The 23,486-nt window shown below is 70.7% G+C and carries 18 protein-coding genes and 2 pseudogenes; 15 read left to right on the forward strand and 5 right to left on the reverse strand.

Features of this window, described 5'->3' with window-relative positions; all coding sequences use genetic code 11:
• Positions 1-172 precede the first annotated feature (172 nt).
• Together acs and H343_RS0108080 are read right to left on the reverse strand one after the other, a co-directional pair.
• A complete protein-coding gene (gene acs, locus H343_RS0108075) occupies positions 173-2,137 on the reverse strand; it encodes an acetate--CoA ligase (protein WP_028430711.1) in 1,965 nt (654 codons plus the stop codon).
• A gap of 265 nt (positions 2,138-2,402) precedes the next feature.
• Positions 2,403-3,254 (reverse strand): annotated as a pseudogene (locus H343_RS0108080) (carbonic anhydrase); the annotation flags it as partial.
• 245 nt (positions 3,255-3,499) lie between these two features.
• Here H343_RS0108080 and H343_RS29580 point away from each other — a divergent pair.
• A complete protein-coding gene (locus H343_RS29580) occupies positions 3,500-4,732 on the forward strand; it encodes a lipoprotein (protein WP_037902763.1) in 1,233 nt (410 codons plus the stop codon).
• 239 nt (positions 4,733-4,971) lie between these two features.
• Here H343_RS29580 and H343_RS0108090 read toward each other — a convergent pair whose 3' ends face one another.
• The gene (locus tag H343_RS0108090) at positions 4,972-5,955 is read right to left on the reverse strand and encodes a nucleotide-binding protein (RefSeq protein ID WP_028430713.1); all 984 of its coding nucleotides are present in this window, start codon (positions 5,953-5,955) and stop codon (positions 4,972-4,974) included.
• 108 nt (positions 5,956-6,063) lie between these two features.
• Here H343_RS0108090 and H343_RS0108095 point away from each other — a divergent pair, with 108 nt between their 5' ends.
• On the forward strand, positions 6,064-6,918 hold the full coding sequence (locus tag H343_RS0108095) for a hypothetical protein (RefSeq protein ID WP_028430714.1): 855 nt from the start codon (positions 6,064-6,066) through the stop codon (positions 6,916-6,918).
• Positions 6,919-7,217: 299 nt separating this feature from the next.
• Here the strand turns inward: H343_RS0108095 and H343_RS0108100 are convergent, their stop codons facing one another.
• Entirely contained in the window at positions 7,218-8,060 is an 843-nt protein-coding gene (locus tag H343_RS0108100) for an HAD family hydrolase (RefSeq protein ID WP_028430715.1), read from the reverse strand.
• Between the two features lie 452 nt (positions 8,061-8,512).
• Here H343_RS0108100 and ssd point away from each other — a divergent pair, with 452 nt between their 5' ends.
• The 7 genes and pseudogenes from ssd to H343_RS34095 form a co-directional block, all read left to right on the forward strand.
• Positions 8,513-9,667, forward strand: a complete 1,155-nt coding sequence (gene ssd / locus H343_RS29585) for a septum site-determining protein Ssd (RefSeq protein WP_028430716.1) — start codon at positions 8,513-8,515, stop codon at positions 9,665-9,667.
• Positions 9,664-11,088, forward strand: coding sequence for a TadA family conjugal transfer-associated ATPase (locus H343_RS29590; RefSeq protein ID WP_078505187.1), 1,425 nt, complete (start codon positions 9,664-9,666; stop codon positions 11,086-11,088). Before ssd ends, H343_RS29590 begins: the two co-directional genes overlap by 4 nt.
• A 17-nt stretch (positions 11,089-11,105) precedes the next feature.
• Complete coding sequence (locus H343_RS0108115) at positions 11,106-12,023, forward strand: type II secretion system F family protein (protein ID WP_037903037.1); 918 nt, start codon at positions 11,106-11,108, stop codon at positions 12,021-12,023.
• 257 nt (positions 12,024-12,280) lie between these two features.
• On the forward strand, positions 12,281-12,889 hold the full coding sequence (locus tag H343_RS29595; RefSeq protein WP_051264743.1) for a type II secretion system F family protein: 609 nt from the start codon (positions 12,281-12,283) through the stop codon (positions 12,887-12,889).
• Between the two features lie 267 nt (positions 12,890-13,156).
• Positions 13,157-13,294, forward strand: coding sequence for a DUF4244 domain-containing protein (locus H343_RS35840; protein WP_028430719.1), 138 nt, complete (start codon positions 13,157-13,159; stop codon positions 13,292-13,294).
• Positions 13,281-13,646 carry a TadE family type IV pilus minor pilin gene (locus H343_RS0108130; RefSeq protein ID WP_037902766.1) on the forward strand — a complete coding sequence of 122 codons (366 nt, stop codon included), beginning with the start codon at positions 13,281-13,283 and terminating at the stop codon, positions 13,644-13,646. The genes H343_RS35840 and H343_RS0108130 overlap by 14 nt, the downstream gene beginning before the upstream one ends.
• Positions 13,633-13,944, forward strand: a pseudogene (locus H343_RS34095) (Rv3654c family TadE-like protein); the annotation flags it as partial. The gene H343_RS0108130 and the pseudogene H343_RS34095, both read left to right, overlap by 14 nt.
• 102 nt (positions 13,945-14,046) lie before the next feature.
• Here the strand turns inward: H343_RS34095 and H343_RS0108135 are convergent.
• Complete coding sequence (locus H343_RS0108135; protein ID WP_078505224.1) at positions 14,047-16,599, reverse strand: DEAD/DEAH box helicase; 2,553 nt, start codon at positions 16,597-16,599, stop codon at positions 14,047-14,049.
• A 58-nt stretch (positions 16,600-16,657) separates the two neighbouring features.
• Here H343_RS0108135 and bldG point away from each other — a divergent pair, with 58 nt between their 5' ends.
• The 6 genes from bldG (at position 16,658) to H343_RS0108165 (ending at position 23,356) form a co-directional block, all read left to right on the forward strand.
• A complete protein-coding gene (gene bldG, locus H343_RS0108140) occupies positions 16,658-16,999 on the forward strand; it encodes an anti-sigma factor antagonist BldG (RefSeq protein ID WP_019547857.1) in 342 nt (113 codons plus the stop codon).
• Between the two features lie 99 nt (positions 17,000-17,098).
• Positions 17,099-17,542 (forward strand): ATP-binding protein, encoded by a 444-nt coding sequence (locus tag H343_RS0108145; protein WP_028430722.1) that lies wholly within the window; start codon positions 17,099-17,101, stop codon positions 17,540-17,542.
• A 686-nt stretch (positions 17,543-18,228) separates the two neighbouring features.
• Positions 18,229-20,661 (forward strand): sodium-translocating pyrophosphatase, encoded by a 2,433-nt coding sequence (locus H343_RS0108150; protein WP_028430723.1) that lies wholly within the window; start codon positions 18,229-18,231, stop codon positions 20,659-20,661.
• Positions 20,662-20,869: 208 nt separating this feature from the next.
• A complete protein-coding gene (locus H343_RS0108155; protein WP_028430724.1) occupies positions 20,870-21,430 on the forward strand; it encodes a hypothetical protein in 561 nt (186 codons plus the stop codon).
• 54 nt (positions 21,431-21,484) lie between these two features.
• The gene (locus H343_RS0108160) at positions 21,485-23,035 is read left to right on the forward strand and encodes a DUF7059 domain-containing protein (protein ID WP_028430725.1); all 1,551 of its coding nucleotides are present in this window, start codon (positions 21,485-21,487) and stop codon (positions 23,033-23,035) included.
• A gap of 111 nt (positions 23,036-23,146) precedes the next feature.
• Positions 23,147-23,356: a hypothetical protein gene (locus tag H343_RS0108165; RefSeq protein ID WP_486586820.1), complete on the forward strand. Its 210-nt coding sequence runs from the start codon at positions 23,147-23,149 to the stop codon at positions 23,354-23,356.
• Positions 23,357-23,486: the final 130 nt, after the last annotated feature.

The following is a 23,486-nucleotide window of genomic DNA, read 5'->3' on the forward strand; positions in this document are numbered from 1 at the left end:
GCACGTGTGCCCGGGAGGCCATCGCGACAAGCTCGCTCGCCCTCACCGTTGTTGACGAAGCGTACGGCCGACGGCCGCCCCCGTGCCCGAACCGGAGAGGGACACCCGGCCGGTGCCGGATGCCCCTCCCGTACGACCCGAGCGGCCCGCTCAGTTCCCGCTCAAATCCCGCTCAGTCCTCGCTCGCCGCGCTCGGCAGCTTGTCCTGGATGAGCTGCATGACGGACGAGTCGGTCAGGGTGCTCACATCGCCGAGCTCCCGGTTCTCCGCGATGTCCCGCAGCAGCCGGCGCATGATCTTGCCGGAACGGGTCTTGGGAAGCTCCGCGACCGGCAGGATCTTCTTCGGCTTGGCGATCGGGCCGAGTTGCTTCGCGACGTGCGAGCGCAGCTCCTCCACCAGTCCGTCGTCCTCCGCCGCCGAACCGCGCAGGATGACGAAGGCGCAGATGGCCTGTGTCGTCTGCGGGTCCGCCGCACCGACGACGGCGGCCTCGGCGACCTTCGGGTGCGAGACGAGAGAGGACTCGACCTCGGTGGTGGAGATGTTGTGGCCCGAGACGAGCATCACGTCGTCGACACGGCCGAGCAGCCAGATGTCGCCGTCGTCGTCCTTCTTGGCGCCGTCGCCCGCGAAGTACTTGTTCTCGAAGCGGGACCAGTAGGTGTCCAGGAAGCGCTGGTCGTCGCCCCAGATGGTGCGCAGCATCGACGGCCACGGCTCGGTGAGCACCAGGTAGCCTCCGCCGCCGTTGGGCACCTCGTTCGCCTCGTCGTCCACGACGGTGGCGGAGATGCCCGGCATCGGCCGCTGCGCCGAGCCCGGCTTGGTCTCGGTGACGCCCGGGAGGGGGCTGACCATGACGGCGCCCGTCTCGGTCTGCCACCAGGTGTCCACGATGGGGGTGCGGTCGCCGCCGATGTGGTGGCGGTACCAGATCCACGCCTCTGGGTTGATCGGTTCGCCGACGGAGCCGAGGACGCGCAGCGACGACAGGTCGAACTTGGCCGGGATGTCGTCGCCCCACTTCATGCAGGCGCGGATCGCGGTCGGGGCGGTGTAGAGGAGCGATACGCCGTACTTCTGGACGATCTCCCACCAGCGGCCCTTGTGCGGTGTGTCCGGTGTGCCCTCGTAGAGCACCTCGGTCGCGCCGTTGGCCAGCGGGCCGTACACGATGTACGAGTGGCCGGTGACCCAGCCGACGTCGGCCGTGCACCAGTACACGTCCCGGTCCGGCTTGAGGTCGAAGACGGCGTGGTGGGTGTAGGCGGCCTGGGTCAGATAGCCGCCGGTGGTGTGCAGGATGCCCTTGGGCTTACCGGTGGTGCCCGAGGTGTAGAGGATGAAGAGCGGGTGCTCGGCGTCGAAGTCCTGGGGGGTGTGCTGGTTGCTCTGGCGGTCGACGACGTCGTGCCACCACACGTCGCGTCCGTCGTTCCACTCGATGTCCTCCTGGCCGGTGCGCCTGACGACCAGCACGTTGCGCACGTTCTCCGTGCCGGGCCTCGTCAGCGCTTCGTCGACGGCCGGCTTGAGAGCGCTGGCTCCGCCCTTGCGGTAGCCGCCGTCGGCGGTGATGACGACCCGGGCGTCGGCGTCCTGGATGCGGGTGGCCAGGGCGTCGGCGGAGAAGCCGCCGAAGACCACGGAGTGCGGTGCGCCGATACGGGCGCACGCCAGCATCGCCACCACGGTCTCCGGGATCATCGGCAGGTACACGGCGACCCGGTCTCCGGCCTGGACGCCCAGCTCCGTCAGGGCGTTCGCGGCCTTGGAGACCTCGCGCTGCAGGTCGGCGTAGGTCAGGCTGCGGGAGTCGCCGGGCTCGCCCTCGAAGTGGAGCGCGACGCGGTCGCCGTTGCCTGCTTCCACGTGCCGGTCCACGCAGTTGTAGGCGACGTTGAGCTTGCCGTCCTTGAACCATTTGGCGAAGGGCGGGTTCGACCAGTCGAGTGTCTCGGTCGGTTCCGTGCCCCAGCTCAGGCGGCGTGCCTGCTCGGCCCAGAAGCCCAGCCGGTCGGCGCTCGCCTGCTCGTACGCCGCGACGGTGACGTTGGCGCCGGCGGCCAGGTCGGCGGGCGGCGTGAACCTCCGCTCTTCCTTGAGCAGATTGGCCAGGCTTTCGTTGCTCACGACATCTCCCTTTCCCAGGGTGTCTGTTGCGTCCCGGTCCACAGGCCCCGGACCTCGGATTCCGGGCCTAGCTCATCAGCCTGTGCGCCCATGTGACAAGGGTTCGCGACAGAGTTGGTTTAGACCTGTCATGTACGCGTATGGCCGTTCCGTTTCCGGCGGTGAGGCCGGTGGTGAGGCCAGTGCGACACCGGCGGTGGCCGGTGATGCGCGGTGCCGGTCGGGGTCCGGACCTACGCACGCGCCTGCCCTCTGTCATGCGGCCTTATGCGCTCTCGCGAGTCCCGGGGCCGACGGGTGCGAAGACGGCCTCGTCCGCATCTCCGGAGGCGGTCAGGACGTACGTCTGTGCGAGCCCCACATCGAAGTACATCCCGTTCAGCTCCAGGCGGCCCTCCCGAACCCGCCTGTCCACGCACTCGTGTGCGCGCAGGTGTTCCAGCTGCTGGATCACGTTGGTCAGGCACAGCGCGTCGAGCCCGTCCGCCTCGCCCCTGCCCGCGAGCCTCGGCGCACCCGGGCCGCGTCGCCGCAGCGCGGCGCGCTCGACGCTCGGCCGGCCGTGGCGCAGCCAGCGGCTCAGCGGCGAGCCGCTCTCCCGGGCCCCGGGTGTCCCGGTGTCCGGCTCGGTCGGCTCGATGGGCTCGATGGGTCCGGTCGGCTCGGTCGCCGCGGCCGAGTGCAGGGCTTGCATCGCACCGCATCCGGAGTGCCCGCAGACCGTCACGGACTCGACGCGCAGGACCTCGACCGCGTACTCGACGGCCGCAGCCACCGACTCGTCCCCTCCCTCCTGGCCGGGCAGGGGAACCAGATTGCCGACGTTGCGGACGACGAACAGGTCACCCGGGCCGCTCGACGTGATCATGCTGGTGACGAGCCGGGAGTCCGCGCATGTGAGGAAGAGCTGCCGGGGCCGCTGTCCGTCCCTGGCGAGCCGCGCCAGCTTCTCCCGTACGAGCGGGGCCGTGACCTGCTGGAACTTCCGCACGCCGCCCAGCAGCTGCCCCAACCCGCGGCTCGGACCGTCCAACTCCACCACTCCTCGTGATCGTCGTCGCTCGTCACTTCTGCCTGGCACGTGCGCCTCGCCGGACTCCGTCGTCGCGCCGGCGGCCCGCCGGGAGACGGCACTGTAAGTGTTCGTCTGGATACCCTCAATGACTGGTAAACGAAGCGTAATGCCACGCAAAGGCTTCGCGAACTGCGGCGTGGCGTGCGCGGACCCCGTTCCTCCCAAGGAGTGAAGCGGTCACCCCAACCCCCTGTCCAGGTTGCCGGATATGAGAAAGATGCAACTTTTGATGTACGTACCGGAGTTGATCCGTTACGGAGAGACACGGACAAGGATGAGGTGATCCGATGACAGCCGCTCGACAGTGGCTCGTGGGCATATCGGCGGGAATGGCACTCACCGTCGTCATGAGTGGCTGTTCCGGCAGCACCACGGCGACCCCGGAACGCGACGGTCCCTCCGGCCCCGAGGAGAAGGCGCTGCGGCAGGCCCGCGTCATCGGGGACGGCTCGACCTCGGTCACCGGCCGGCAGCCCAACCAGCCCACCCCCCAGAAGCTCGCCGACGGCGAGAAGCCACCCCAGTTCGTGGTCTTCTCCTGGGACGGTGCGGGCGAGGACGGGAAGAAGCTCTTCTCCCGCTTCCGGAAGGCGGGCAAGCGCTACGGCGCTTCCCAGTCCTTCTTCCTCAGCGGCGTCTACGCTCTCCCCGAGGAGCAGTCGAAGCTCTACAGGCCCCCCGGTCACGCGACGGGCGCCTCGGACATCGGCTACCTGAAGAAGAAGAACATACGGGCCACCCTGAGCGAGATACACAAGGCGTGGCTCGACGGGAACGAGATAGGCACCCACTTCAACGGCCACTTCTGCGGCCCGGACGGTGTCGGCAGCTGGTCGGTCGACCAGTGGAAGAGCGAGATACGCCAGGCCAAGTGGTTCGTGAAGAACTGGAAGACGACCACCGGCTGGAAGGGCGCGGACCCTCTGCCCTTCGACTACGAGAAGGAACTCATAGGCGGGCGCACCCCGTGCCTGGAGGGCCGGGACAACCTGGTCCGCGCGGCGAAGCAGATGGGCTTCCGCTACGACTCCAGCGGCAACGGCACCCAGGTCTGGCCCGGCAAGAACAACGGTCTGTGGGACCTGCCGCTGCAAGAGGTCCCCATGCCCGGGCGCGGGTTCGAGACCCTCTCCATGGACTACAACTTCCTGGCCAACCAGTCCGGGACCGTCAACGGCCCCGTCTCCAAGAGGGCGTCCTACGGGCAGCAGATGCAGGACGGCCTGATGAAGGGCTTCGAGCGCGCCTACAAGGGCAACCGCGCCCCCATGGTCATCGGCAACCACTTCGAGGACTGGAACGGCGGCGTGTACATGGACGCCGTAGAGAACGTCATGAAGTCGGTCTGCCAGAAGCGCGAGGTGCGCTGCGTCTCGTTCAGGCAGCTCGTCGACTGGCTCGACGCCCAGGACCCGAAGGTGCTCGCCAAACTCCGCGGCCTGTCCGTGGGTGAGCGGCCCGAAGGCGGCTGGGAGTCGTTCCTGGGCGGCACGGCGCCGACCAGGCTGCTCTCGCGCTGACGTCCCACGCCACTGCCCGGCGGTTGCCGGGCAGTGTGCCTACCCGCCGGGCCGCGGTGGCTGTTCGCCGACTGAGGCGGCAGCGCGACCGGGGCCCGGCCCGGGGCGGGGGCGCTCCCAGGTCGTGACGGCGGCTCGCGCGCAGGCAGCCGCCGTCAGCCGCCGTCGGCCGCCGTTCGGGGCCGTCAGCCGGTCGTGGTCGTGGTCGTGATGGCCCGGGGCCCGCGGTTGCGTCCGGCTCAGGCCGGCTGCGGCGACGGATGCTCGCGCAGTACGAAGCCGGGGTCGACCTGTGCGGCCAGGTCGGAACCGGTTTTCTCGTTGCCCCAGCTCTCCGCGTTGCGCAGGTGGAAGTGGACCATCTGCCGCGTGTAACGCTCCCAGTCGCGCCGTTCGTACGCGGCGTCGGCCGTCTCCCGCAGCACGTCCAGCGCTTCGCGGCTGGGCTCCTCCAGTTCGGTGAGAGTGCGGGGGCGGCCCTTCTCCATGGCACGGACCCAGTCCGAGTGCCCGAACGCGACCAGCAGGTCTTCCCCGGCCTCCTCGCGGAGGAAGTCCAGATCGTCCGCGCCGTGCACCTTGTTGCCCACCACGCGCAGGGGGACGCCGAAGTCCCGCGCGTACTCCTTGTACTGCCGGTAGACGGAGACGCCCTTGCGGGTGGGCTCCGCCACCAGGAACGTCATGTCGAAGCGGGTGAACATCCCGGAGGCGAACGAGTCGCTGCCGGCCGTCATGTCGACGACCACGAACTCGTCGCGTCCGTCGAGAAGATGGTTCAGGCAGAGTTCGACCGCGCCGGTCTTGGAGTGGTAGCAGGCGACGCCGAGGTCGGACTCGGTGAAGGGGCCGGTGGCCAGCAGCCGCACGTCGCCTCCCTCGAGCGTGAGCGGGTGTGCGCAGGCGTCGTAGACGGGGTTGTCCTCGGAGATGCGCAGCAGGCGCGAGCCCTCGCCGGGGGGCGTCGTCTTGATCATCTTCTCGGCGGAGGCGATCCGCGGGTTGGAGCCGCGCAGATACTCCTTGATGAGGGGAAGCCGTGCGCCCATCGCCGGCAGCGCTGCCGCCTCCGCCTCGTCCATGCCGAGCGCGACGCCCAGGTGCTGATTGATGTCCGCGTCCACCGCGACCACCGGGGTACGACGGGCCGCCAGGTGACGGATGAACAGTGAGGACAGCGTCGTCTTGCCGCTGCCGCCCTTGCCAACGAAAGCGATTTTCATAGCCAAGAGGGTAGCCCCGTGGTCGGAGTGGAGGCCCGACGGGCGTGAGAAGGACCACCCGATCGTGGGACGCGGGACGCCGGTGCTTCTGCACGTAGGGTCGTACGCATGAGCCGTACCGTTGATCCCCTCGTCCCGCTGGGGACACTGCCCGGCGTTCCGGACGCCGTGGAATCCGTACGCAAGTCCGTGGACCGGGTCTACGGCCACCGCGTGATGCGCCGCCGCAGTGCGGAGGTGAGCGCGGAGGCGGCCCTGCGCGGCGCACGCGGCTCGGCCGCGCTGGAGGGTGCCGACTGGGCGCTGGAGGAGATGCGGCGGCGCACCGACTTCGGCGCCGAGGGCGAGCCGCGTACGGTCGGTGCCGCGCTGCGTGCCACGGCCGAGTCCGGCCAACTCCTGGACGTCTGGCAACAGTCACCCCTTCGTGTGCTGGCGCGGCTGCATCTCGTCGTGGCCGGCGGGGAAGCCCCCGACGAGACCGTGGGACGGCCCCGGCTCGCCGGTGAACCGGTCACCGGCCCCGGCGCCGACCATGTGACGGGCGCGGCACGGGACGCGGTGCCCGACGCGGTTCCGGACGCGGCGGAGGTGGCCGTACGGCTGGACGCGCTCGCCCAGCTCGTCGTGAGCGGGAGCGAGGTCCCGGCCCTGGTCCTGGCCTCGGTGGTGCACGGCGAACTCGCCGCGCTGCGTCCCTTCGGCTCGTACAACGGGCTGGTGGCGCGCGCGGCCGAGCGTATCGTCCTGGTCGGCAGCGGCCTGGACCCGAAGTCGATCTGTCCGGCCGAGGCGGGCCACGCCGAGCTGGGGCGTGAGGCGTACGGGCATGCCCTGACCGGCTACGCCTCCGGAACGCCGGAGGGCGTGGCGGGGTGGATCGGGCACTGCGCGAAAGCGGTGGAGCTGGGCGCGCGAGAGACCACAGCGGTGTGCGAAGCGCTGCAGCGAGGGGCGGCGTAGCACGTGATTGCGGCGGCACCGCCGAAGCGGTGCCGCCGCTGGCACGGATACCGGGTTACCAGTGCGTGCTCCTTTTTAGTGCCCTTCAGGCCGGGACTTCCGCCCGTCTCCTGAGGGTTCAGCCCATTACGCGGGCTTGGCGTCGCGTGGGTGCCCGGTATTCATGCATACGGTCCGTGGGGCCACTTGAGCTGAGACGGAATCCTCCCGGATTCCGCTGGTCTCGCGGGCCGTCAACTCCTTTGTACTGCGCGCGGCGATGATGTGGAACCCCTGGCCCCTGATCTTTACCTTTGCCCTCAAACGCGTCCGAACCGGGCGGAGCGGCGCTGGCTGGTGTACCAGACCAGCCCTGCGGTGGCCGCCGCGGCGCCCACCGCCGCCGCGGTGAGTGCGAGAGCCGGCCGTGAGGGCATCGAGAGGCTGGGGATGCGCTGCTTGAGACGGACGGGGCGGGAGAAGGACAGCACCGGCCAGCCGCGCATCCCTGCCTCCTTGCGCAGTGCCCGGTCGGGGTTGACCGCGAAGGGGTTGCCGACCGCCTCCAGCATGGGGATGTCGGTGACGGAGTCGCTGTAGGCGTAGCAGCGGCTCAGGTCGTACCCCTCCGACTCGGCCAGTCCGGCGACCGCCTCCGCCTTGGCCGGGCCGTAGGCGTAGTACTCGATCTCGCCCGAGTAGCAGCCGTCCTCCACGACCATGCGGGTCGCCACGACCCGGTCGGCGCCGATCAACTCCCCGATGGGCTCCACCACTTCGGCGCCCGAGGTGGAGACGATGACGACGTCCCGCCCGGCGAGGTGGTGCTGTTCGATCAGGGAGGCGGCCTCGTCGTAGATGATGGGGTCGATGAGGTCGTGGAGCGTCTCCGCGACGATCTCCTTGACCTGTTCGACGTTCCAGCCGCGGCACATGGCGGAGAGATACTCGCGCATCCGCTCCATCTGGTCGTGGTCGGCTCCACCGAGGAGATAAACGAACTGGGCGTAGGCAGTACGGAGTACGGCACGGCGATTGATCAGGCCACCCTGGTAGAAGGATCTGCCGAAGGTGAGCGTGCTCGACTTCGCAATGACCGTCTTGTCCAGATCGAAGAACGCGGCTGTGCGGCGCATCGCTAGCTTTTCCACGAGGGCGAGCATAGGCGCCAACCATTCGGCGTAAGGTGGGGCGCGTGGGTTTGCCTGAGAAGGCCCTCGGGTACACCATGGAAGTCACGGATCGTTCGCGACCGTGCTAACCCGGCCCGACTCCTCCCCCCCCGAGTCGGCCCTGGGGACGACCCCCGCTCTCCCCCCCGGCGGGGGTCGTCGCATGTCCGGGGGCTTTTCGCTCCATCGTCGGGCATCGCTCTCTCCCTCCGCGGCCTCCGGCCGCCTGCGTGACGACCCATCAGATCAGTCACTGAGTGTGACCGGTGCGCTGCTCTCCGGAAGTCGCCGGGAAGGGTGACGGAGTTATTCACAACTCGATGCATGTCCCCAGTTTTGGACCATGATCACCAACCTTTTCGCGTTCACGGCACCGTGATTCCGGACGGCCCCCGCAGGTGTTTGCGGGAGTGAGGCCGTGAAGCGCGAAGGGAGCCGGGAACGTGGCCGAAACCATTCTGATTGTCACCGAGGACGAAGAACTTCTCGACGATCTGCTGCGGCTGTGTGCGGCTGCCGGGGCGGAAGCGGAAGTTGTGCACGGTGGGCCCCCGAGCCGCGTGGCATGGGCGGGCTGGAGCGGTGCGAGCGCGTGGGAGAAGGCGCCGCTGGTCCTCGTGGGGGACGACTGCGCGGGCGCGGCCGGGCTCGGCGGAACGCCCGGCCATGGGCCGTCCCCGGCCGCCCGCCGGCCGGGGGTGCTCCTCGTCGGCAAGGACCTCGACGACTCCGGCGTGTGGGAGCGCGGCGCCCGTATCGGGGCCGAGGGCGTGGTCATGCTGCCCGACGCCGAGAGCTGGCTGGCCGGACGCATCGCTGACGCCGCCGAGTGCGTGGGCCGGCCCGCCCTGACCGTCGGGGTGCTGGGCGGGCGCGGGGGCGCGGGTGCCTCGACGCTCGCCTGTGCCCTGGCTGTCACCGCCGCGCGGAACGGGCAGCGCACGATGCTCATCGACGGTGACGCGCTCGGAGGCGGCCTCGACGTGCTGCTCGGCGGAGAACGGACGGAGGGACTGCGATGGCCGGCGTTCGCGGAATCGCGGGGGCGGGTCGGCGGCGGTGCTCTCGCGGAATCGCTGCCGAAGCTGCACGACTTGAGCGTGCTCAGCTGGGACCGGGGGGACTCCGTGCTGATCCCCGCGGACGCGATGAAATCCGTGCTCTCCGCCGCGCGGCGTCGCGGCGGCGTGGTCGTCGTGGACCTTCCCCGGCGGGTGGACGAGACGGTGGCCGAAGCCCTGGCCCAGACGGACCTCGGCCTGCTGTTGGTTCCCGCCGAGATCCGGGCGGTCGCGGCCGCTCACCGGGTCGCCTCCCGCACGCAGATGGTGCTGCGCGATCTGAGGGCCGTGGTGCGCACGCCCGGTGGTCCCGGCGGATCGCGTGGCTATGGCACAGGGCTGGACGAGGAGGAGGTGGCCCGTCTGCTGCGCCTGCCTTTGGCGGGCGAACTCCCCTGGGAGCCGGGGCTGTTGGAGGCGGCTGAACGGGGCGTACCACCGGGGGCGCGTACGAGCGGGGTGCTGGCGCGCTTCTGCCGGGACTTCTGGTCGCAGGCGCTGAGCGGCGGCGTGAGCGGCGGGGGAGTCTCGGTATGAGCACCATGGACGGCCGGGGCAGGGCCGCGCCGGGCCGCACCTGTGAACAGCGCGGAGACAGTGGGCGGAGCTCGCGGACAGTGCAGAGCGGCCGGACAGGGCAGAGCGGCCTGACCGGGCGGGGCAGTGGTACGGCGCGGGCGCCGAGGGTGGAAGAGGCCGGGGCTCCCCTGCTCGACGCGGTGCGCAGAAGGCTGGCCGAGACGGGAGCCGAACCGACGCCGGCCCGGGTCGCCGCTGCGCTGAGGGCACAGGGCCGGCTGCTCGGCGACAGCGCTGTGCTGGGCGTGGTGGAGGCCCTGCGCTCGGAGATGGTGGGCACGGGTCCGTTGGAGCCGCTGCTGGCCGACCCGGACGTCACGGACGTACTGGTCACCCGGCCCGATGAGGTGTGGGTGGACCGGGGCCGCGGCCTTGAGCGCACCGAAGTGCGCTTCCGCGACGCCGCTGCCGTGCGGCGGCTGGCTCAGCGGCTGGCGACGTCCGCCGGCCGGCGGCTGGACGACGCGAGGCCGTGGGTCGACGCCCGTCTGCCGGACGGCACGAGGCTGCACGCCGTGCTGCCGCCGGTGGCCGTCGGCTCGACCTGCCTGTCGTTGCGGGTGGTGCGTCACCGGGCGTTCAGCCTTGAGGAATTGGTGCGTGCGGGGACGGTTCCGCCGGGAGGCGGGCGAGTGCTGCGAGTCGTGCTGGAGGCCAGGCTCTCGTTCCTGGTCAGCGGGGGGACGGGCTCGGGCAAGACCACGCTTCTGAGTTCGCTGCTGGGGTTGGTGAACCCGGAGGATCGAATCGTGCTCGCCGAGGACTCGGCCGAACTGCGGCCGGACCACCCCCACGTCGTACGCCTCGAAGCCCGGCCTGCGAACCAGGAGGGCGTCGGCCGGGTGGGTCTGGACGACCTCGTTCGGCAGGCTCTGCGGATGCGACCGGACCGGCTCGTGGTCGGCGAGGTGCGGGGAGCCGAGGTGACCGACCTGCTGGCCGCGCTGAACACCGGTCACGAAGGTGGCTGCGGGACGCTGCACGCCAATGCCGCGGCTGATGTGCCCGCCCGGCTGGAAGCGCTGGGGACGACGGCCGGGCTGGACCGGGCAGCCCTGCACAGCCAGTTGGCGGCGGCCCTGGACGTGCTCATCCATCTGGTCCGGGACCGCTCGGGCAGACGGCGGATCGCGCAGATTCATGTGCTGGAGCGTGACCGCCAAGGGCTGGTCACGACGGTGCCCGCCCTGGTGTGGGGAGACCTCGGCTTCGTGGAGGAGCGCGGTGCGAGGCACCTCTGGGCGATGTGCGGGCGGGGACGACGGCACCTCGGCGGTGGAGGCGGTGGAGGCGGTGGAGCCGGTGGAGGCGGCGGGGAGCGCGGCTGTGGACAGCCCGCGTCGGAGGCGGGTCCGGCATACGAGGGGGACGTGCGGTGACCGTGACCGGTGCAGAGATGGCCCCTGGCCTGGAGTCGGCTCCGGTGTACGCGGCGATGGTGTGCGCCGGAGCGGCGGCCTGGCTGACGGCCGGTCGGGACGACGCGAGACGGCGGGCGCGGCTGCTGCTGGCCGGAGCAGGCGGAGCGGCCGAGCCGTTCCCCCGGATCTCCCCGGGGCTGGCCCGGTTCATCACCCGGGTACAGGTCCGGCTGAAGAGCGGGACGGGACGGGCGTGGTGGTGTCCGCCTGCGGGAGCCGTGCTGGCACTGATGAGCGAATCATGGCTTCCGCTCCTTGTCGCCGCCGTCGCGGTGCCTCTCGTCCGTCGATGGCTCCTCGCGCGCGAAAGGGCGAAGGCCGCGGAGCGAAGGGCGTCGGCCGTGGTCGAGCTGTGCTCGGCGGTCTCCGGTGAGCTGCGAGCAGGACACCAGCCGGACCGTGCGCTGTTGGCGGCGGGTGCCGTCGCGGCACGGGAGTTGGGGGATGCGGGGGCGGCTGTTCTCGCCGCGGCCCGCTTCGGGGGTGACGTACCGGGAGCGCTGCGGGAGGCGTCGCGGAGTCCCGGTGCGGAAGGACTGCGTGGTGTGGCCGCCTGCTGGCAGGTGGCCGTTGAGGGCGGTGCGGGCCTCGCCGAGGGCCTCGACAAGGTCTGCGGCGCCCTGCGTGCGGAGCGGGACCAACGCGAGGAGCTGCGGGCGCTGTTGGCCGGGCCGCGGTCCACGGCGGTGGTGCTCGCGCTGCTTCCGGCCTTCGGGCTGCTGCTGGGCAGCGCGATGGGGGCCCGGCCCGCGCAGGTGCTGCTGCACAGTCCTGCGGGGCTGGTCTGCCTGGTCGTAGGAGGGCTGCTGGAGTGGGCCGGTCTCGCCTGGGTTGCTCGCCTCGTGCGGACGGCGGAGAAGCCAGGGGCCTCCGTGGGAGGTGACGCGACATGAGCGCGGGGACCGCTGGCCTCCTCGCAGACGCGCTGATGTGGGTGTCCCTGCTGGTGGCTGCCGGATGCGTGAGCGGTTCGGTACGCGGCCTGTGGCGTGCTCGGCTCCTGCGGCTGCGAATGCGGATGCTTCTGGGCCACCGTGGGGAGGACGCCGCTGGGTCCGGGCGTTCGGGTAGCTCGGGACGCTCGGGGCGGCGGACGCGGCGCACGGGGAAGGTCCTCTCCGAGGAGCGCAGGAAGAGGCGGGCGCGGTGGATGGCGCGCGGACGGCTGCCGGAGACAGCGGCCGCGATCGGTTCCGGCGCACTCGCGGTGACGGTCGTCGCGGGGGCCGCCGGGTGGCTGGTGGGCTGTGCTGCTGCGTACGGCGTATGGCGGTGGACACGAGGCAGGGCCGGGCGTGGTCAGAAGGCGCAGGAGGAGAGCGAAGCGCGCGCGGTGGCGCAACAGCTCCCGCTGACCGCTGAGCTGATGGCGGCCTGTCTGGCGGCCGGGTCGTCTCCGGCGCCGGCGGCCGAGGCGGTCGGACGTTCGCTGGGCGGCCCCGTCGGCACGCGGCTGATATGGGCCGCCACAGAACTGCGGCTCGGAGCCGAGCCCGCAGCCGTCTGGGGCCGGTTCGGACCCCTGTGGCAGGAATTCGGGCGCTGCATGGAGCGTGCCGGGACGGCGGGGGTTCCCGCGGTGGAGCCGGTGGCGCGGTTCGCCGCCGAGCTCCGCGCCCGGCAGGCTCGGGCGGCATCCGCCCGAGCCCGCCGGGCGGCGGTCCTGGTGACGGGTCCGCTCGGGCTGTGCTTCCTGCCCGCCTTTCTCGCCGTCGGGGTCGCCCCGGTGGTCATGGGCCTGGCCCGGTCGCTGCTGTGAGCCGGTGAGCCGGTGAGCGAGTGGCCGAGTGGCCCCGGCGGCCGGGCGTGCCGCGTACCGCCGGAGGTCCCCGCTGCCGGTCCGCCGGGCGGGTGGCGCATCCGAAACCGATGAGGAACGACGACCAGCAACGACCCACAAGGGGGAACCATGTCCGGAAAGCTGAGCCCCGCCGCGAGGGCCGCACGTCGTGGCCCAGGCCGCGGTGCGGACGTCCGAGGCAGCCGACTGCGCCTCATCAAGGAGCAGTTGGCAGGAGACGCGGGGATGAGCACGGCCGAGTACGCCGTGGGGACCATCGCGGCATGCGGCTTCGCCGCGGTGCTCTACAAGATCGTGACCAGCGGTCCGGTCAGTGCCGGGATGCAGCAGCTGATCGAGAGGGCGCTCAGTGCCGACTTCTGACGACGGCTATGTGACGGCGGAGACCGCCGTGGTGGTTCCGGCGCTCGTGCTGCTCTTCGGCATGCTGCTGTGGGGCGTCATGGCAGCCGCACAGCACATCCAGTGTGTGGACGGTGCCAGGGCTGGAGCACGGGCGGCGGCGCGGGGTGAGAAGGAGGCGGCCGTGCGGTCCGCGGTGCGCTCGGCGGTGCCACGCGGAGCAGTCGTGCAGACGGTGCGGGAGGGCGAGTTGGTGCGTGTCCGCGTGCGTGCGCGCACTCCCGGGCCGGGGCCGCTGACGGTGGGACTGAGCGCCGAGGCGGTGGCCATGTCCGAGGAGGGGACGGGGGTGACTACCGGTGCCGGGCGGTGACAGGGGCTCTGCGACCGTGTGGGCGGCACTCAGCGGAGCGGCACTGTGCGCGGTGCTGACGGCCGTCCTCGGGCTCGGGCAGGTGATCGCGGCTCGCCACCGCGCGGCGGGAGCCGCGGACTTGTCGGCGCTGGCAGCTGCCGACCATGCTCTCGACGGTGCGGGCCGTGCCTGTGCCGCCGCCCGCCGTGTGGCCGAGGCGCAGGAGGCCCGGCTCGTCCGCTGCGCCGTCATCGGAGAGATCGCCGACGTCTCCGCACGGGTGCGGCTCGGTCCGTACGCACCCACCGTGCGCTCGCGCGCGGGCCCGCCCGGGGCGCCGGCCCGCCCGCCGCGCCCGGCTCGACCGGTGCCCCGTCCACGGCACCCGGCCGCGGTCTTCGCGGGCGTGGAGCGGGGCCTACGGTGCCCGGGCGAGCAGCTGGGTCAGCAGGCGGACCGCTCCGCGCTTGTGGAGAGGGTCGTTGCCGTTGCCGCACTTGGGCGACTGGATGCACGAGGGACACCCGGCTTCGCATTCGCAGGCCGCGATGGCGTCGCGCGTGGCGGTGAGCCACTCGCGGGCTGTACGGAAGGCCCGTTCGGCGAAGCCGGCGCCGCCCGGCTGGCCGTCGTAGACGAAGACGGTCGGCAGGAGGGTGTCGGGGTGCAGCGGGACGGAGACACCGCCGATGTCCCAGCGGTCGCATGTGGCGAAGAGGGGCAGCAGGCCGATGGCCGCGTGCTCGGCCGCGTGCAGGGCGCCGGGAAGTATCTCGGGCCCGGTCCGTGCGGCGTCGAGCTGGTCTTCCGTGACCGTCCACCACACGGCACGGGTGCGCAGCGTACGAGGGGGAAGGTCGAGCTTCGTCTCGCCCATGACCTCACCCGTGACGAGCCGGCGGCGGAGATAGGAGACGACCTGGTTGGTCACCTCCACCGTGCCGTAGCACAGGCGTGCCTCCCCCCAGGGGACTTCCGTCTCCGTCTCCAGCACCGCGACGGAGGTGGTGTCCCTGGCCATCGTGGTCCAGGGCGGGTCGGCCTGTTCCACGAGGGCGGCGGAGTCCTCCAGATCCAGGTGCCGGACCTCATAGGTGCGTCCCTGGTGCAGGTGCACCGCCCCGTCGTGGACGGTGGTGTGGGCAGCCGCGGCATCGACAGTGCCCAGGAGCCGGCCGGTGCCGTCCTCGACGATCTGGACCGCGGCGCCGCCCGAGCCGCGGATGTCGGCGAGGTCGGCGGCGCGCTCCTTCCGTGTCCAGTACCAGGACCTGCCCCGCCTGCGCAGGAGCCCGCGTTCCTCCAGTTGGGGGAGCAGGTCCCGGCAGCCGGATCCGAAGAGCGTGAAGTCGGCCTCGGTGAGCGGGATCTCGGCAGCCGCGGCGCACAGATGGGGGGCCAGGACGTACGGGTTGTCGGGGTCGAGGACGGTCGACTCGACCGGTGCGCGGAAGAGCGAGTCGGGGTGATGCACGAGATAGGTGTCGAGCGGATCGTCACGGGCGACGAGGATGGCGAGAGCGCCGTCCCCGGTGCGTCCGGCGCGGCCGGCCTGCTGCCAGACGGACGCTCGGGTGCCGGGATATCCGGTGATGAGGACGGCGTCGAGGCCGGAGACGTCGACGCCCAGTTCCAGGGCGTTGGTGGCGGCGAGACCGACCAAGTCGCCGGAGTGCAGGCTCCGTTCGAGGGCACGGCGCTCCTCGGGGAGATAGCCGCCCCGGTACGCGGCAACACGGGAGCTCAGCCCGCGGTCGACGGAGGCGAGACGGTCCTGCGCGATGAGGGAGATGAGTTCGGCCCCGCGGCGTGAGCGCACGAAGGCGACCGTGCGGACGCCCTGAACGGCGAGGTCCGTCAGCAGCTCCGCGGACTCGGCCGTGGCGGTGCGCCGGATCGGGGCGCCGCGTTCGCCCTCCAGCTCGGTGAGCGGAGGCTCCCAGAGGGCGAAGACCAGCTCACCGCGGGGAGAGGCGTCTTCGGTGACTTCGGCGACGGGCACTCCGGTCAGGCGCGTTGCCGCCTCGCCCGGGCCCGCGGCCGTCGCGGAGGAGAGGAGGAAGACCGGGTCCGAACCGTAACGGGCGCAGACCCGCCGCAGTCTCCGGACGACTTGGGCCACGTGTGAACCGAAGACACCGCGGTAGGTGTGGCACTCGTCGATGACCACATAGCGCAGCGAGCGGAGGAAGGAGGCCCAGCGGGCGTGGGCCGGGAGGATGCCGCGGTGCAGCATGTCCGGGTTGGTGAGCACGTAGTTGGCGAAGGCGCGTACCCACTCGCGCTCTTCGACGGGGGTGTCCCCGTCGAAGACAGCGGGGCGCACCGAGGTGCCCAGCGGGGCGGCAAGCTCGGTGAGCGCGCGGTGCTGGTCGGCGGCGAGCGCCTTGGTCGGTGCCAGATAGAGGGCCGTACCGCTGCGACCGCTGTGCAGCGGCGCCCTGCCAGGCCGGGCGGTGCTGCGCTCACTCTCGTCGCCGCCGCTCTCCTCCGTGCCGAGGAGGGCGTTGAGGGTGGGGATGAAGTAGGAGAGGGACTTGCCGGAAGCGGTGCCTGTGGCAATGATCACTGACTCGCCGCGCAGAGCGAGTTCGGCTGCGCGCGCCTGGTGCTCCCAGAGCCGGTCGACGCCGAACTCCCGTATCGCGTTGATCACTTCGGGTCTGATCCGCTCGGGCCAGGCCGCATGGCGACCGACCCGCGGGGGCAAGTGCTCCGTATGGGTGATGCGCGCAGCCCTGTCCGCCCCGGCGGCGAGTTGACCGAGCACCGCACGGGGATCGCGGTCGGATACCTTTCGGGAGGGCACAGCAGGTGAGCGTACGCTCAAGGCGACCGTGTGCGGTTGGGCGGCTGCGGGCACCGAGGGTGTCACCGGCGCGACGCACAATGACCGCAAGGCGTCGTGCGTGCAGGCCGGTAAGTGATTGAATGCTTCTGCGGCTGCCGATCCGCCCGCTGTCCCGGCCAGTTCCCGGCGGGAAGATCTCAGCGGGCGGACGACTCGATTGCAAGGTGCTGGAGGATCCGTGGACCTGTCCCTGTCGACCCGGACCGTAGGCGATCGGACGATCGTCGAGGTCGGTGGCGAGATTGATGTATACACCGCGCCCAAGCTGCGGGAGCAGCTGGTCGAGCTTGTGAACGACGGCAGCTACCACCTCGTCGTGGACATGGAAGGCGTGGACTTCCTGGACTCCACCGGACTCGGTGTGCTCGTCGGAGGGCTCAAGCGGGTGCGTGCCCACGAGGGCTCGCTGCGACTGGTGTGCAACCAGGAGCGCATTCTCAAGATCTTCCGTATCACCGGTCTGACCAAGGTGTTCCCGATCCACGGTTCCGTGGACGAGGCCGTCGCGGCGACCGACTGACGTCCGCCGGGAGCGGACCGGATACCGGAACGATGTAGGTACCGGGCTCATGGAGCCCGGTACCCGCGAATGTGACAGTGCAAGTTCAAGGGGGATGGCATGGCCATCGTGGAACTCCGCTTCAGCGCGCTGCCGGAGCACGTGCGTACAGCGAGGCTGGTGGCCGCCGCCGTGGCGCGGCGGGCAGGGGTGGACGAGGCCGTGCTCGACGAAGTCCGGCTGGCGGTGGGCGAGGCCTGTACGCGCGCGGTCGGGCTGCACATGAGCCATGATCTGGACACCCCCGTGCGGGTGGCGCTGATCGAGGAGGAGAAGAAGTTCTCCATCGAGGTCGGTGACGGTGCTCCGACGGCGACTGCCGCCGCACACACCTCTTCGGGTTCCACGGCGCCGGCTGCGAAGTCCGATGATGAGGAAGCCGAAGGGGAGATGGGTCTGGCTGTGATCAGCGGGCTCGTCGACGACGTCGAGGTCACCACCGACGACAAGGGCGGTCTGATTCGTATGAGTTGGCCCGTCATCCCGGCTCCGCTGCTGCCGTGAGCGGTGTCTTGCCCGGCCCGTGAGCCCGGCAGGGCACGGCCCGCGCAGCCCCTCGCCCCGCACGACCCTCGCAGCCCCCGCGACCCTCGCAGTCCCGCGTCCTGCAGCCCGTGGTCCCGCGGGCCGGAGAAGCGACCCCATGGAGCCCTGCGTCCCCACGCCGGCTCCGGGCCTCCATGTGCGACCGGGCCCCTGCCCCGCGCCCGGCCCGCCTCCTGACAGTCTTCAGGTGGCTCCCCATGCAGGGATGCGACGACGCCCTCAGCCCCTCCGAGCGCCGGGTTGCCTTCGTAGAGGGACTTCCGGCGAAGCGGTTTACAAGTTTTCGGCGATCTTCAGCGAGGTTCTCCGCCCCGTCGCGGGTGCTGTCGGCAGGTGCCCGGCAGTCCGTCCCGTGATCGCTATGCCCCTTTTCCGAGTCGAGCTATTGAGCTAGTTTGATGTGAAAAATGGGGCTTGTGAGGCTCGCTGGGTGATCATTTTTACAGCGTCAGCGTTTTTGTCACGTTCCCTCGTGCGAGCGAATTCCCCACACGAACTCCATTTGATCTCCGCTGTTGTAGGCGGATTGCCGATCCGGCGCCCTGTTTTGATCCAGCGCTGATCCCTACAATCCGTCCACATCTTTGCAAGCAGGAGCCGTACGCCGAACCGCGCGCCCCTGCGCCAAGCGTCAAGGAGGACGAATGGCGGGGCACCTCAGCCCATATCAGAACCAACAGCACCTCGCTGATGCCGTACTGACCACCGGCAACCGCGGTCTCGTCATCGTGATCGCGGTCGTCGCTCTGGCAGCTCTCGGCCTCGCCGTCGTGCTGGTCCGTCAAGTGCTCGCCGCGAGCGAGGGCACCGACAGAATGAAGGAGATCGCCGCGGCCGTGCAGGAAGGCGCCAACGCCTACCTCGCCCGGCAGTTGCGCACGCTCGGCGTATTCGCCGTCGTGGTCTTCTTCCTGCTGTTCCTGTTGCCCGCCGACGACATGAACCAGCGAGTGGGACGCTCGCTGTTCTTCCTTGTCGGTGCGGCTTTCTCCGCGGCCACCGGCTATATCGGCATGTGGCTCGCGGTACGCAGCAACGTCCGTGTCGCTGCGGCCGCACGTGAGGCCACCCCCGGGGAGGGAGAGCCGGCCGCCGACCTGACCAGCGTCTCCCACAAGGCGATGAAGATCGCCTTCCGTACGGGCGGCGTCGTCGGCATGTTCACGGTGGGCCTCGGCCTGCTGGGCGCGGCCTGCGTCGTGCTCGTCTACGCGGCGGACGCTCCCAAGGTCCTCGAGGGCTTCGGGCTCGGCGCCGCGCTGATCGCGATGTTCATGCGTGTCGGCGGCGGCATCTTCACCAAGGCCGCCGACGTCGGAGCCGACCTCGTCGGCAAGGTCGAGCAGGGCATCCCCGAGGACGACCCGCGCAACGCGGCGACCATCGCGGACAACGTCGGTGACAACGTCGGCGACTGCGCCGGTATGGCTGCCGACCTCTTCGAGTCGTACGCGGTCACGCTCGTCGCCGCGCTCATCCTGGGCACGGCTGTCTTCGGCAACGACGGTCTCGCCTTCCCGCTGATGGTCCCGGCCATCGGTGTGATCACGGCGATGATCGGTGTCTTCGCGGTCGCGCCGCGCGCCAAGGACCGCAGCGGAATGACCGCGATCAACCGTGGTTTCTTCATCTCCGCGGTGATCTCCCTGGTGCTGGTGGGTATCGCGGCCTTCACCTACCTCCCCTCCAGCTACGGAGACCTGAAGGGCGTCGCGGAGGCCGACGCGCCGGAGATCCTGGGCCACAGCGGTGACCCGCGCGTGCTGGCGATCGTGGCGGTCGCCATCGGCATCGTGCTGGCCGCGCTGATCCAGCAGCTGACGGGTTACTTCACCGAGACGAACCGCAAGCCCGTACGGGACATCGGCCGTACGTCGCTGACCGGTCCCGCCACGGTGATCCTCTCGGGCATGTCCATCGGTCTGGAGTCGGCCGTCTACACGGCACTGCTGATCGGGCTGAGCGTCTACGGCGCCTTCCTGCTCGGCGGTGGCACCGTGATGCTGGCGCTGTTCGCGGTCGCGCTTGCCGGCACGGGTCTGCTGACCACGGTCGGCGTCATCGTCGCCATGGACACCTTCGGTCCGGTCTCCGACAACGCTCAGGGCATCGCCGAGATGTCCGGTGACGTCGAGGGCGCGGGGGCGCAGGTGCTCACGGACCTCGACGCGGTGGGCAACACCACCAAGGCGATCACCAAGGGCATCGCCATCGCCACGGCTGTGCTCGCCGCAGCCGCGCTCTTCGGTTCGTACCGTACGGAGCTCGTCATCGCCCTGAACGAGGCGGGCGAGGGCGGGCAGGAGATGCTTCAGCTCCTCGACATCGCGCAGCCCAGCACGCTCGTGGGGCTGATGCTCGGTGCGGCTGTCGTCTTCCTCTTCTCGGGTCTGGCGATCAACGCGGTTTCGCGTTCGGCGGGCGCGGTGGTCTTCGAGGTCCGGCGGCAGTTCCGTGAGAAGCCCGGGATCATGGATTACAGCGAGAAGCCCGAGTACGGGCGCGTCGTCGACATCTGCACCAAGGACGCGCTGCGTGAGCTGACCACTCCGGGTCTGCTCGCGGTGCTCTCACCGATCCTGGTGGGCTTCACGTTCGGAGCCGGGGCGCTCGCGGCCTTCCTCGCGGGAGCGATCGGCTGCGGCACGCTGATGGCCGTCTTCCTCGCCAACTCGGGCGGTGCCTGGGACAACGCGAAGAAGCTCGTCGAGGACGGGCATCACGGCGGCAAGGGCAGCGAGGCGCACGAGGCCACCATCATCGGCGACACGGTCGGCGACCCGTTCAAGGACACCGCGGGTCCGGCGATCAACCCCTTGCTGAAGGTGATGAACCTGGTGGCGCTGCTCATCGCGCCCGCCGTGATCCAGTTCTCCTACGGTGAGGACGCGAGTGCGGGCGTGCGGGCCACGGTCGCGCTGGTCTCGGCGGCGGTCGTCGTCGGCGCCGTGTACGTCTCCAAGCGGCGCGGAATCGCCATGAGTGACGGGGCCGGGGCAGGGGCCGGAAGCGGAACCGACGGGGACGGCGACGCCGAGCGGTCGGCCAAGCCGTCCGACCCGGTGGCGGCTTCCTGACGTCCGGAGGACATGTTGCCTCAACAGCCGGGCGGGCGAGGTGCGTTGGCGCCTCGTCCGCCCGGCTGCCGTGTGTGGCAAGGCACACATTGTCCAAGCGTGTGGTGCAAATGGCTACAATACGGGTCGTATTTATCGCCCGCCTCGCCGACGCCAGCCTCAGGGCGTGTATGTTCCGGGCCGAACAGCCACGGAAGGAACCGATCCGGTGAACAAGAAACTTGCGGCTGCATTCTCCGGCTGTGCGGCACTCGCACTGGCCCTGACCGGTTGCAGCGACGACAGCGGCAAGCAGACGGACGAGTGGGCCAAGAAGGTCTGCGACCAGGTGCAGCCTCAGGTCAAGAAGATCCAGCAGGCCAACACCTCCATCAACGACGCCTCCGAGGAGAAGAACTCCTCGGAGGAGGTCAAGAAGACCGACGCCGCCGCGTTCGAGAAGATCTCCGGCGCCTACAAGTCCCTCGCGGACGCGGTCGACGAGGCCGGCCCGCCGCCCGTGGACGACGGCGAGAAGCTGCACGGCGACGCCGTGAAGGAGCTCCAGGGCATCTCCAAGAAGTACGACGAGCTGCGCACCACGGTCGACGGCCTGGACACCAAGGACCAGGCGAAGTTCGCCGAGGGCCTCCAGGGCGTGGCGACCAAGCTCGACACGCTCGGCAAGAGCGGTGACAAGGCGCTGAGCAAGCTGCAGTCCGGCGACGTCGGCAAGGCAATGGCCAACCAGAAGGGCTGCAAGCGTCCGGGCAATTCTCCGGACGTGTAGAGCCCGGCGCCCCCGGGACGGCGCAGGCGGCGCCGGTGACGCCACAATGGGTGCGTGAGTACGAGCGAACGCCTCCCCGAGACGGACCCCGAACGCGCCGGCCGACTGCGGGAGGCGCTGCGCGCAGCCGACTTCACCGCCGACGGACTGCTGGACCTGCTCGGCGGACCGGCCTACGCCGCCCTCGCACGCAGCGAGACCGTGCCCGCTCTGCGGGCCACGCGCGGAAGGGGGCCGCTGGAGACGCTGATCCGGCTGTTCCTGCTGCAGCAGAGCGTCTCCCTCCGGCAGGCCGAGGCCGCGCTGCCCGCCGCCGAGGCGCTGGAGGACGGCTGGCTCGTGCGGGCGGAGCGGCCGGACGAGGGCACCGGCGAGGAGACCGTACGGGCGACCGTGGACGTACGGCCCTACGGCGGGCCCGAGGGGCAGGACTGGTGGATCGTCGCCGACCTCGGCTGTGCCGTGGGCGGAGCCGGCGGTGTCGGCATGCCGGACGGCGCGCGGGGCGACGATGTCGTGCTCGGTGTGGGCGGCGCGTCGACGACGCTGGCCGGCATCACTGTGCGTGTGCCCGTCGGCCGCGCCCTCGACATCGGTACGGGCTCCGGGCTGCAGGCCCTGCACGCTGCGCAGCACGCCACACGCGTGACCGCGACCGACCTCAATCCGCGCGCCCTGCGCATCGCCCGGCTGACCCTCGCGCTGTCCGGCGCGCCCGGGGTGGACCTGCGGGAGGGTGCGCTGTTCGACCCGGTCGCGGACCAGGAGCCGTACGACCTGATCGTCTCCAACCCGCCGTTCGTGATCTCTCCGCGCGCCCGGCTGACGTACCGGGACGGCGGGATGGCGGGCGACGAGCTGTGCCGCACGCTCACGCTGCGCTCGGGTGACTGGCTGGCCGAGGGCGGTTACTGCCAGCTCCTGGCCAACTGGGAGCACCGTGAGGGTGAGGACTGGCACGAGCGGCTGCGGTCCTGGGTGCCTGGTGGGTGCGACGCGTGGATCGTGCAGCGCGAGGTGCAGGACGTCACTCAGTACGCGGAGCTGTGGCTTCGCGACGCGGGGGACCACCGTTCGGGCGGGGCCGAGTACGCGGCGCGCTACAACGACTGGCTGGACGAGTTCGAGCGGCGGGGCACGACCGCGGTCGGCTTCGGCTGGATCACGCTGCGCAAGAGCGGTGCGGAGCAGCCGGACGTGCTCGTGGAGGAGTGGCCGCACCCTGTCGAGCAGCCGTTGGGCGGGGAGGCCGTGGAGCATTTCCGGCGCCGGGACTTCCTGCGCGCCACCGACGACGCGGCACTGCTGGGCTGTCACTTCCAGCTCGCCGACGGCGTGGTCCAGGAGCAGGTCGGGGCGCCCGGTGCGGAGGACCCCGAGCATGTGGTGCTGCGCCAGCAGCGCGGCATGCGGCGGGCCACCAAGGTCGACACGGTAGGGGCGGGGTTCGCCGGGGTGTGCGACGGTTCGCTGCCCGCGTGGCGGATTCTGGACGCCATCGCGCAGCTGGTCGGGGAGGACCCGGTGATGCTGCGCGACCGGACACCGCAGGCGATCAGGCTGCTGGTGGAGCAGGGGTTCCTGCTGCCCGTGGAGGCCGGATAGCGCCCGCCGGCGGCCGGTGGTCTCGTGCAGGGCAAGGGCGTCGACGGCGCCGGATCTCCGGTTCATCTGCCGTTCGTATGAGCGTTCCCTTGCGGTGAAAGGGTGCTCTCCATGCAAAGCGGCATGGAGAGCGTACCGGCCATTTTCGCCGGGGTGACCCTCGCACTGTTCGGGACGGGGCTGCTGGTGTGGACGTCCGTCCGGCTGCGGTCGCACGATCCGGTGGCGGACGGCGTGCCGGTGTTCGCCGGAGCGGCGGCCGCTGTTCTTTTCGGCGTGATTTCGCTCCTCGCGGGTGGCTGGGTGCTGGCGTCGGGCTGAGTTCCCGGGCGGCATCGGGCGGCAGGAACGACGGGTGTCGGGTTACCGTTCGAGTTGCGTTGCGGAGTTTTCCCGTTTGACACGGAGGCGGGATGTACCGTCACACTCCGCAGCGGCATCGATGCCGAAC

Source organism: Streptomyces sp. TAA204 (genome assembly GCF_000424965.1).

Excerpts from the sequence above, each read along its gene's own strand:
- H343_RS35840 (WP_028430719.1), top strand. The coding sequence starts at position 13,157 with ATGAGCACGGCCGAGTACGCCGTGGGGACCATCGCGGCATGCGGCTTC.
- H343_RS0108100 (WP_028430715.1), bottom strand. The coding sequence starts at position 8,060 with ATGCTCGCCCTCGTGGAAAAGCTAGCGATGCGCCGCACAGCCGCGTTC.
- H343_RS29590 (WP_078505187.1), top strand. The coding sequence starts at position 9,664 with ATGAGCACCATGGACGGCCGGGGCAGGGCCGCGCCGGGCCGCACCTGT.
- H343_RS0108145 (WP_028430722.1), top strand. The coding sequence starts at position 17,099 with ATGGCCATCGTGGAACTCCGCTTCAGCGCGCTGCCGGAGCACGTGCGT.
- H343_RS0108115 (WP_037903037.1), top strand. The coding sequence starts at position 11,106 with ATGGCCCCTGGCCTGGAGTCGGCTCCGGTGTACGCGGCGATGGTGTGC.
- H343_RS29580 (WP_037902763.1), top strand. The coding sequence starts at position 3,500 with ATGACAGCCGCTCGACAGTGGCTCGTGGGCATATCGGCGGGAATGGCA.
- H343_RS0108150 (WP_028430723.1), top strand. The coding sequence starts at position 18,229 with ATGGCGGGGCACCTCAGCCCATATCAGAACCAACAGCACCTCGCTGAT.
- H343_RS0108090 (WP_028430713.1), bottom strand. The coding sequence starts at position 5,955 with ATGAAAATCGCTTTCGTTGGCAAGGGCGGCAGCGGCAAGACGACGCTG.
- H343_RS0108165 (WP_486586820.1), top strand. The coding sequence starts at position 23,147 with ATGCAAAGCGGCATGGAGAGCGTACCGGCCATTTTCGCCGGGGTGACC.
- H343_RS29595 (WP_051264743.1), top strand. The coding sequence starts at position 12,281 with ATGGCGCGCGGACGGCTGCCGGAGACAGCGGCCGCGATCGGTTCCGGC.
- H343_RS0108095 (WP_028430714.1), top strand. The coding sequence starts at position 6,064 with ATGAGCCGTACCGTTGATCCCCTCGTCCCGCTGGGGACACTGCCCGGC.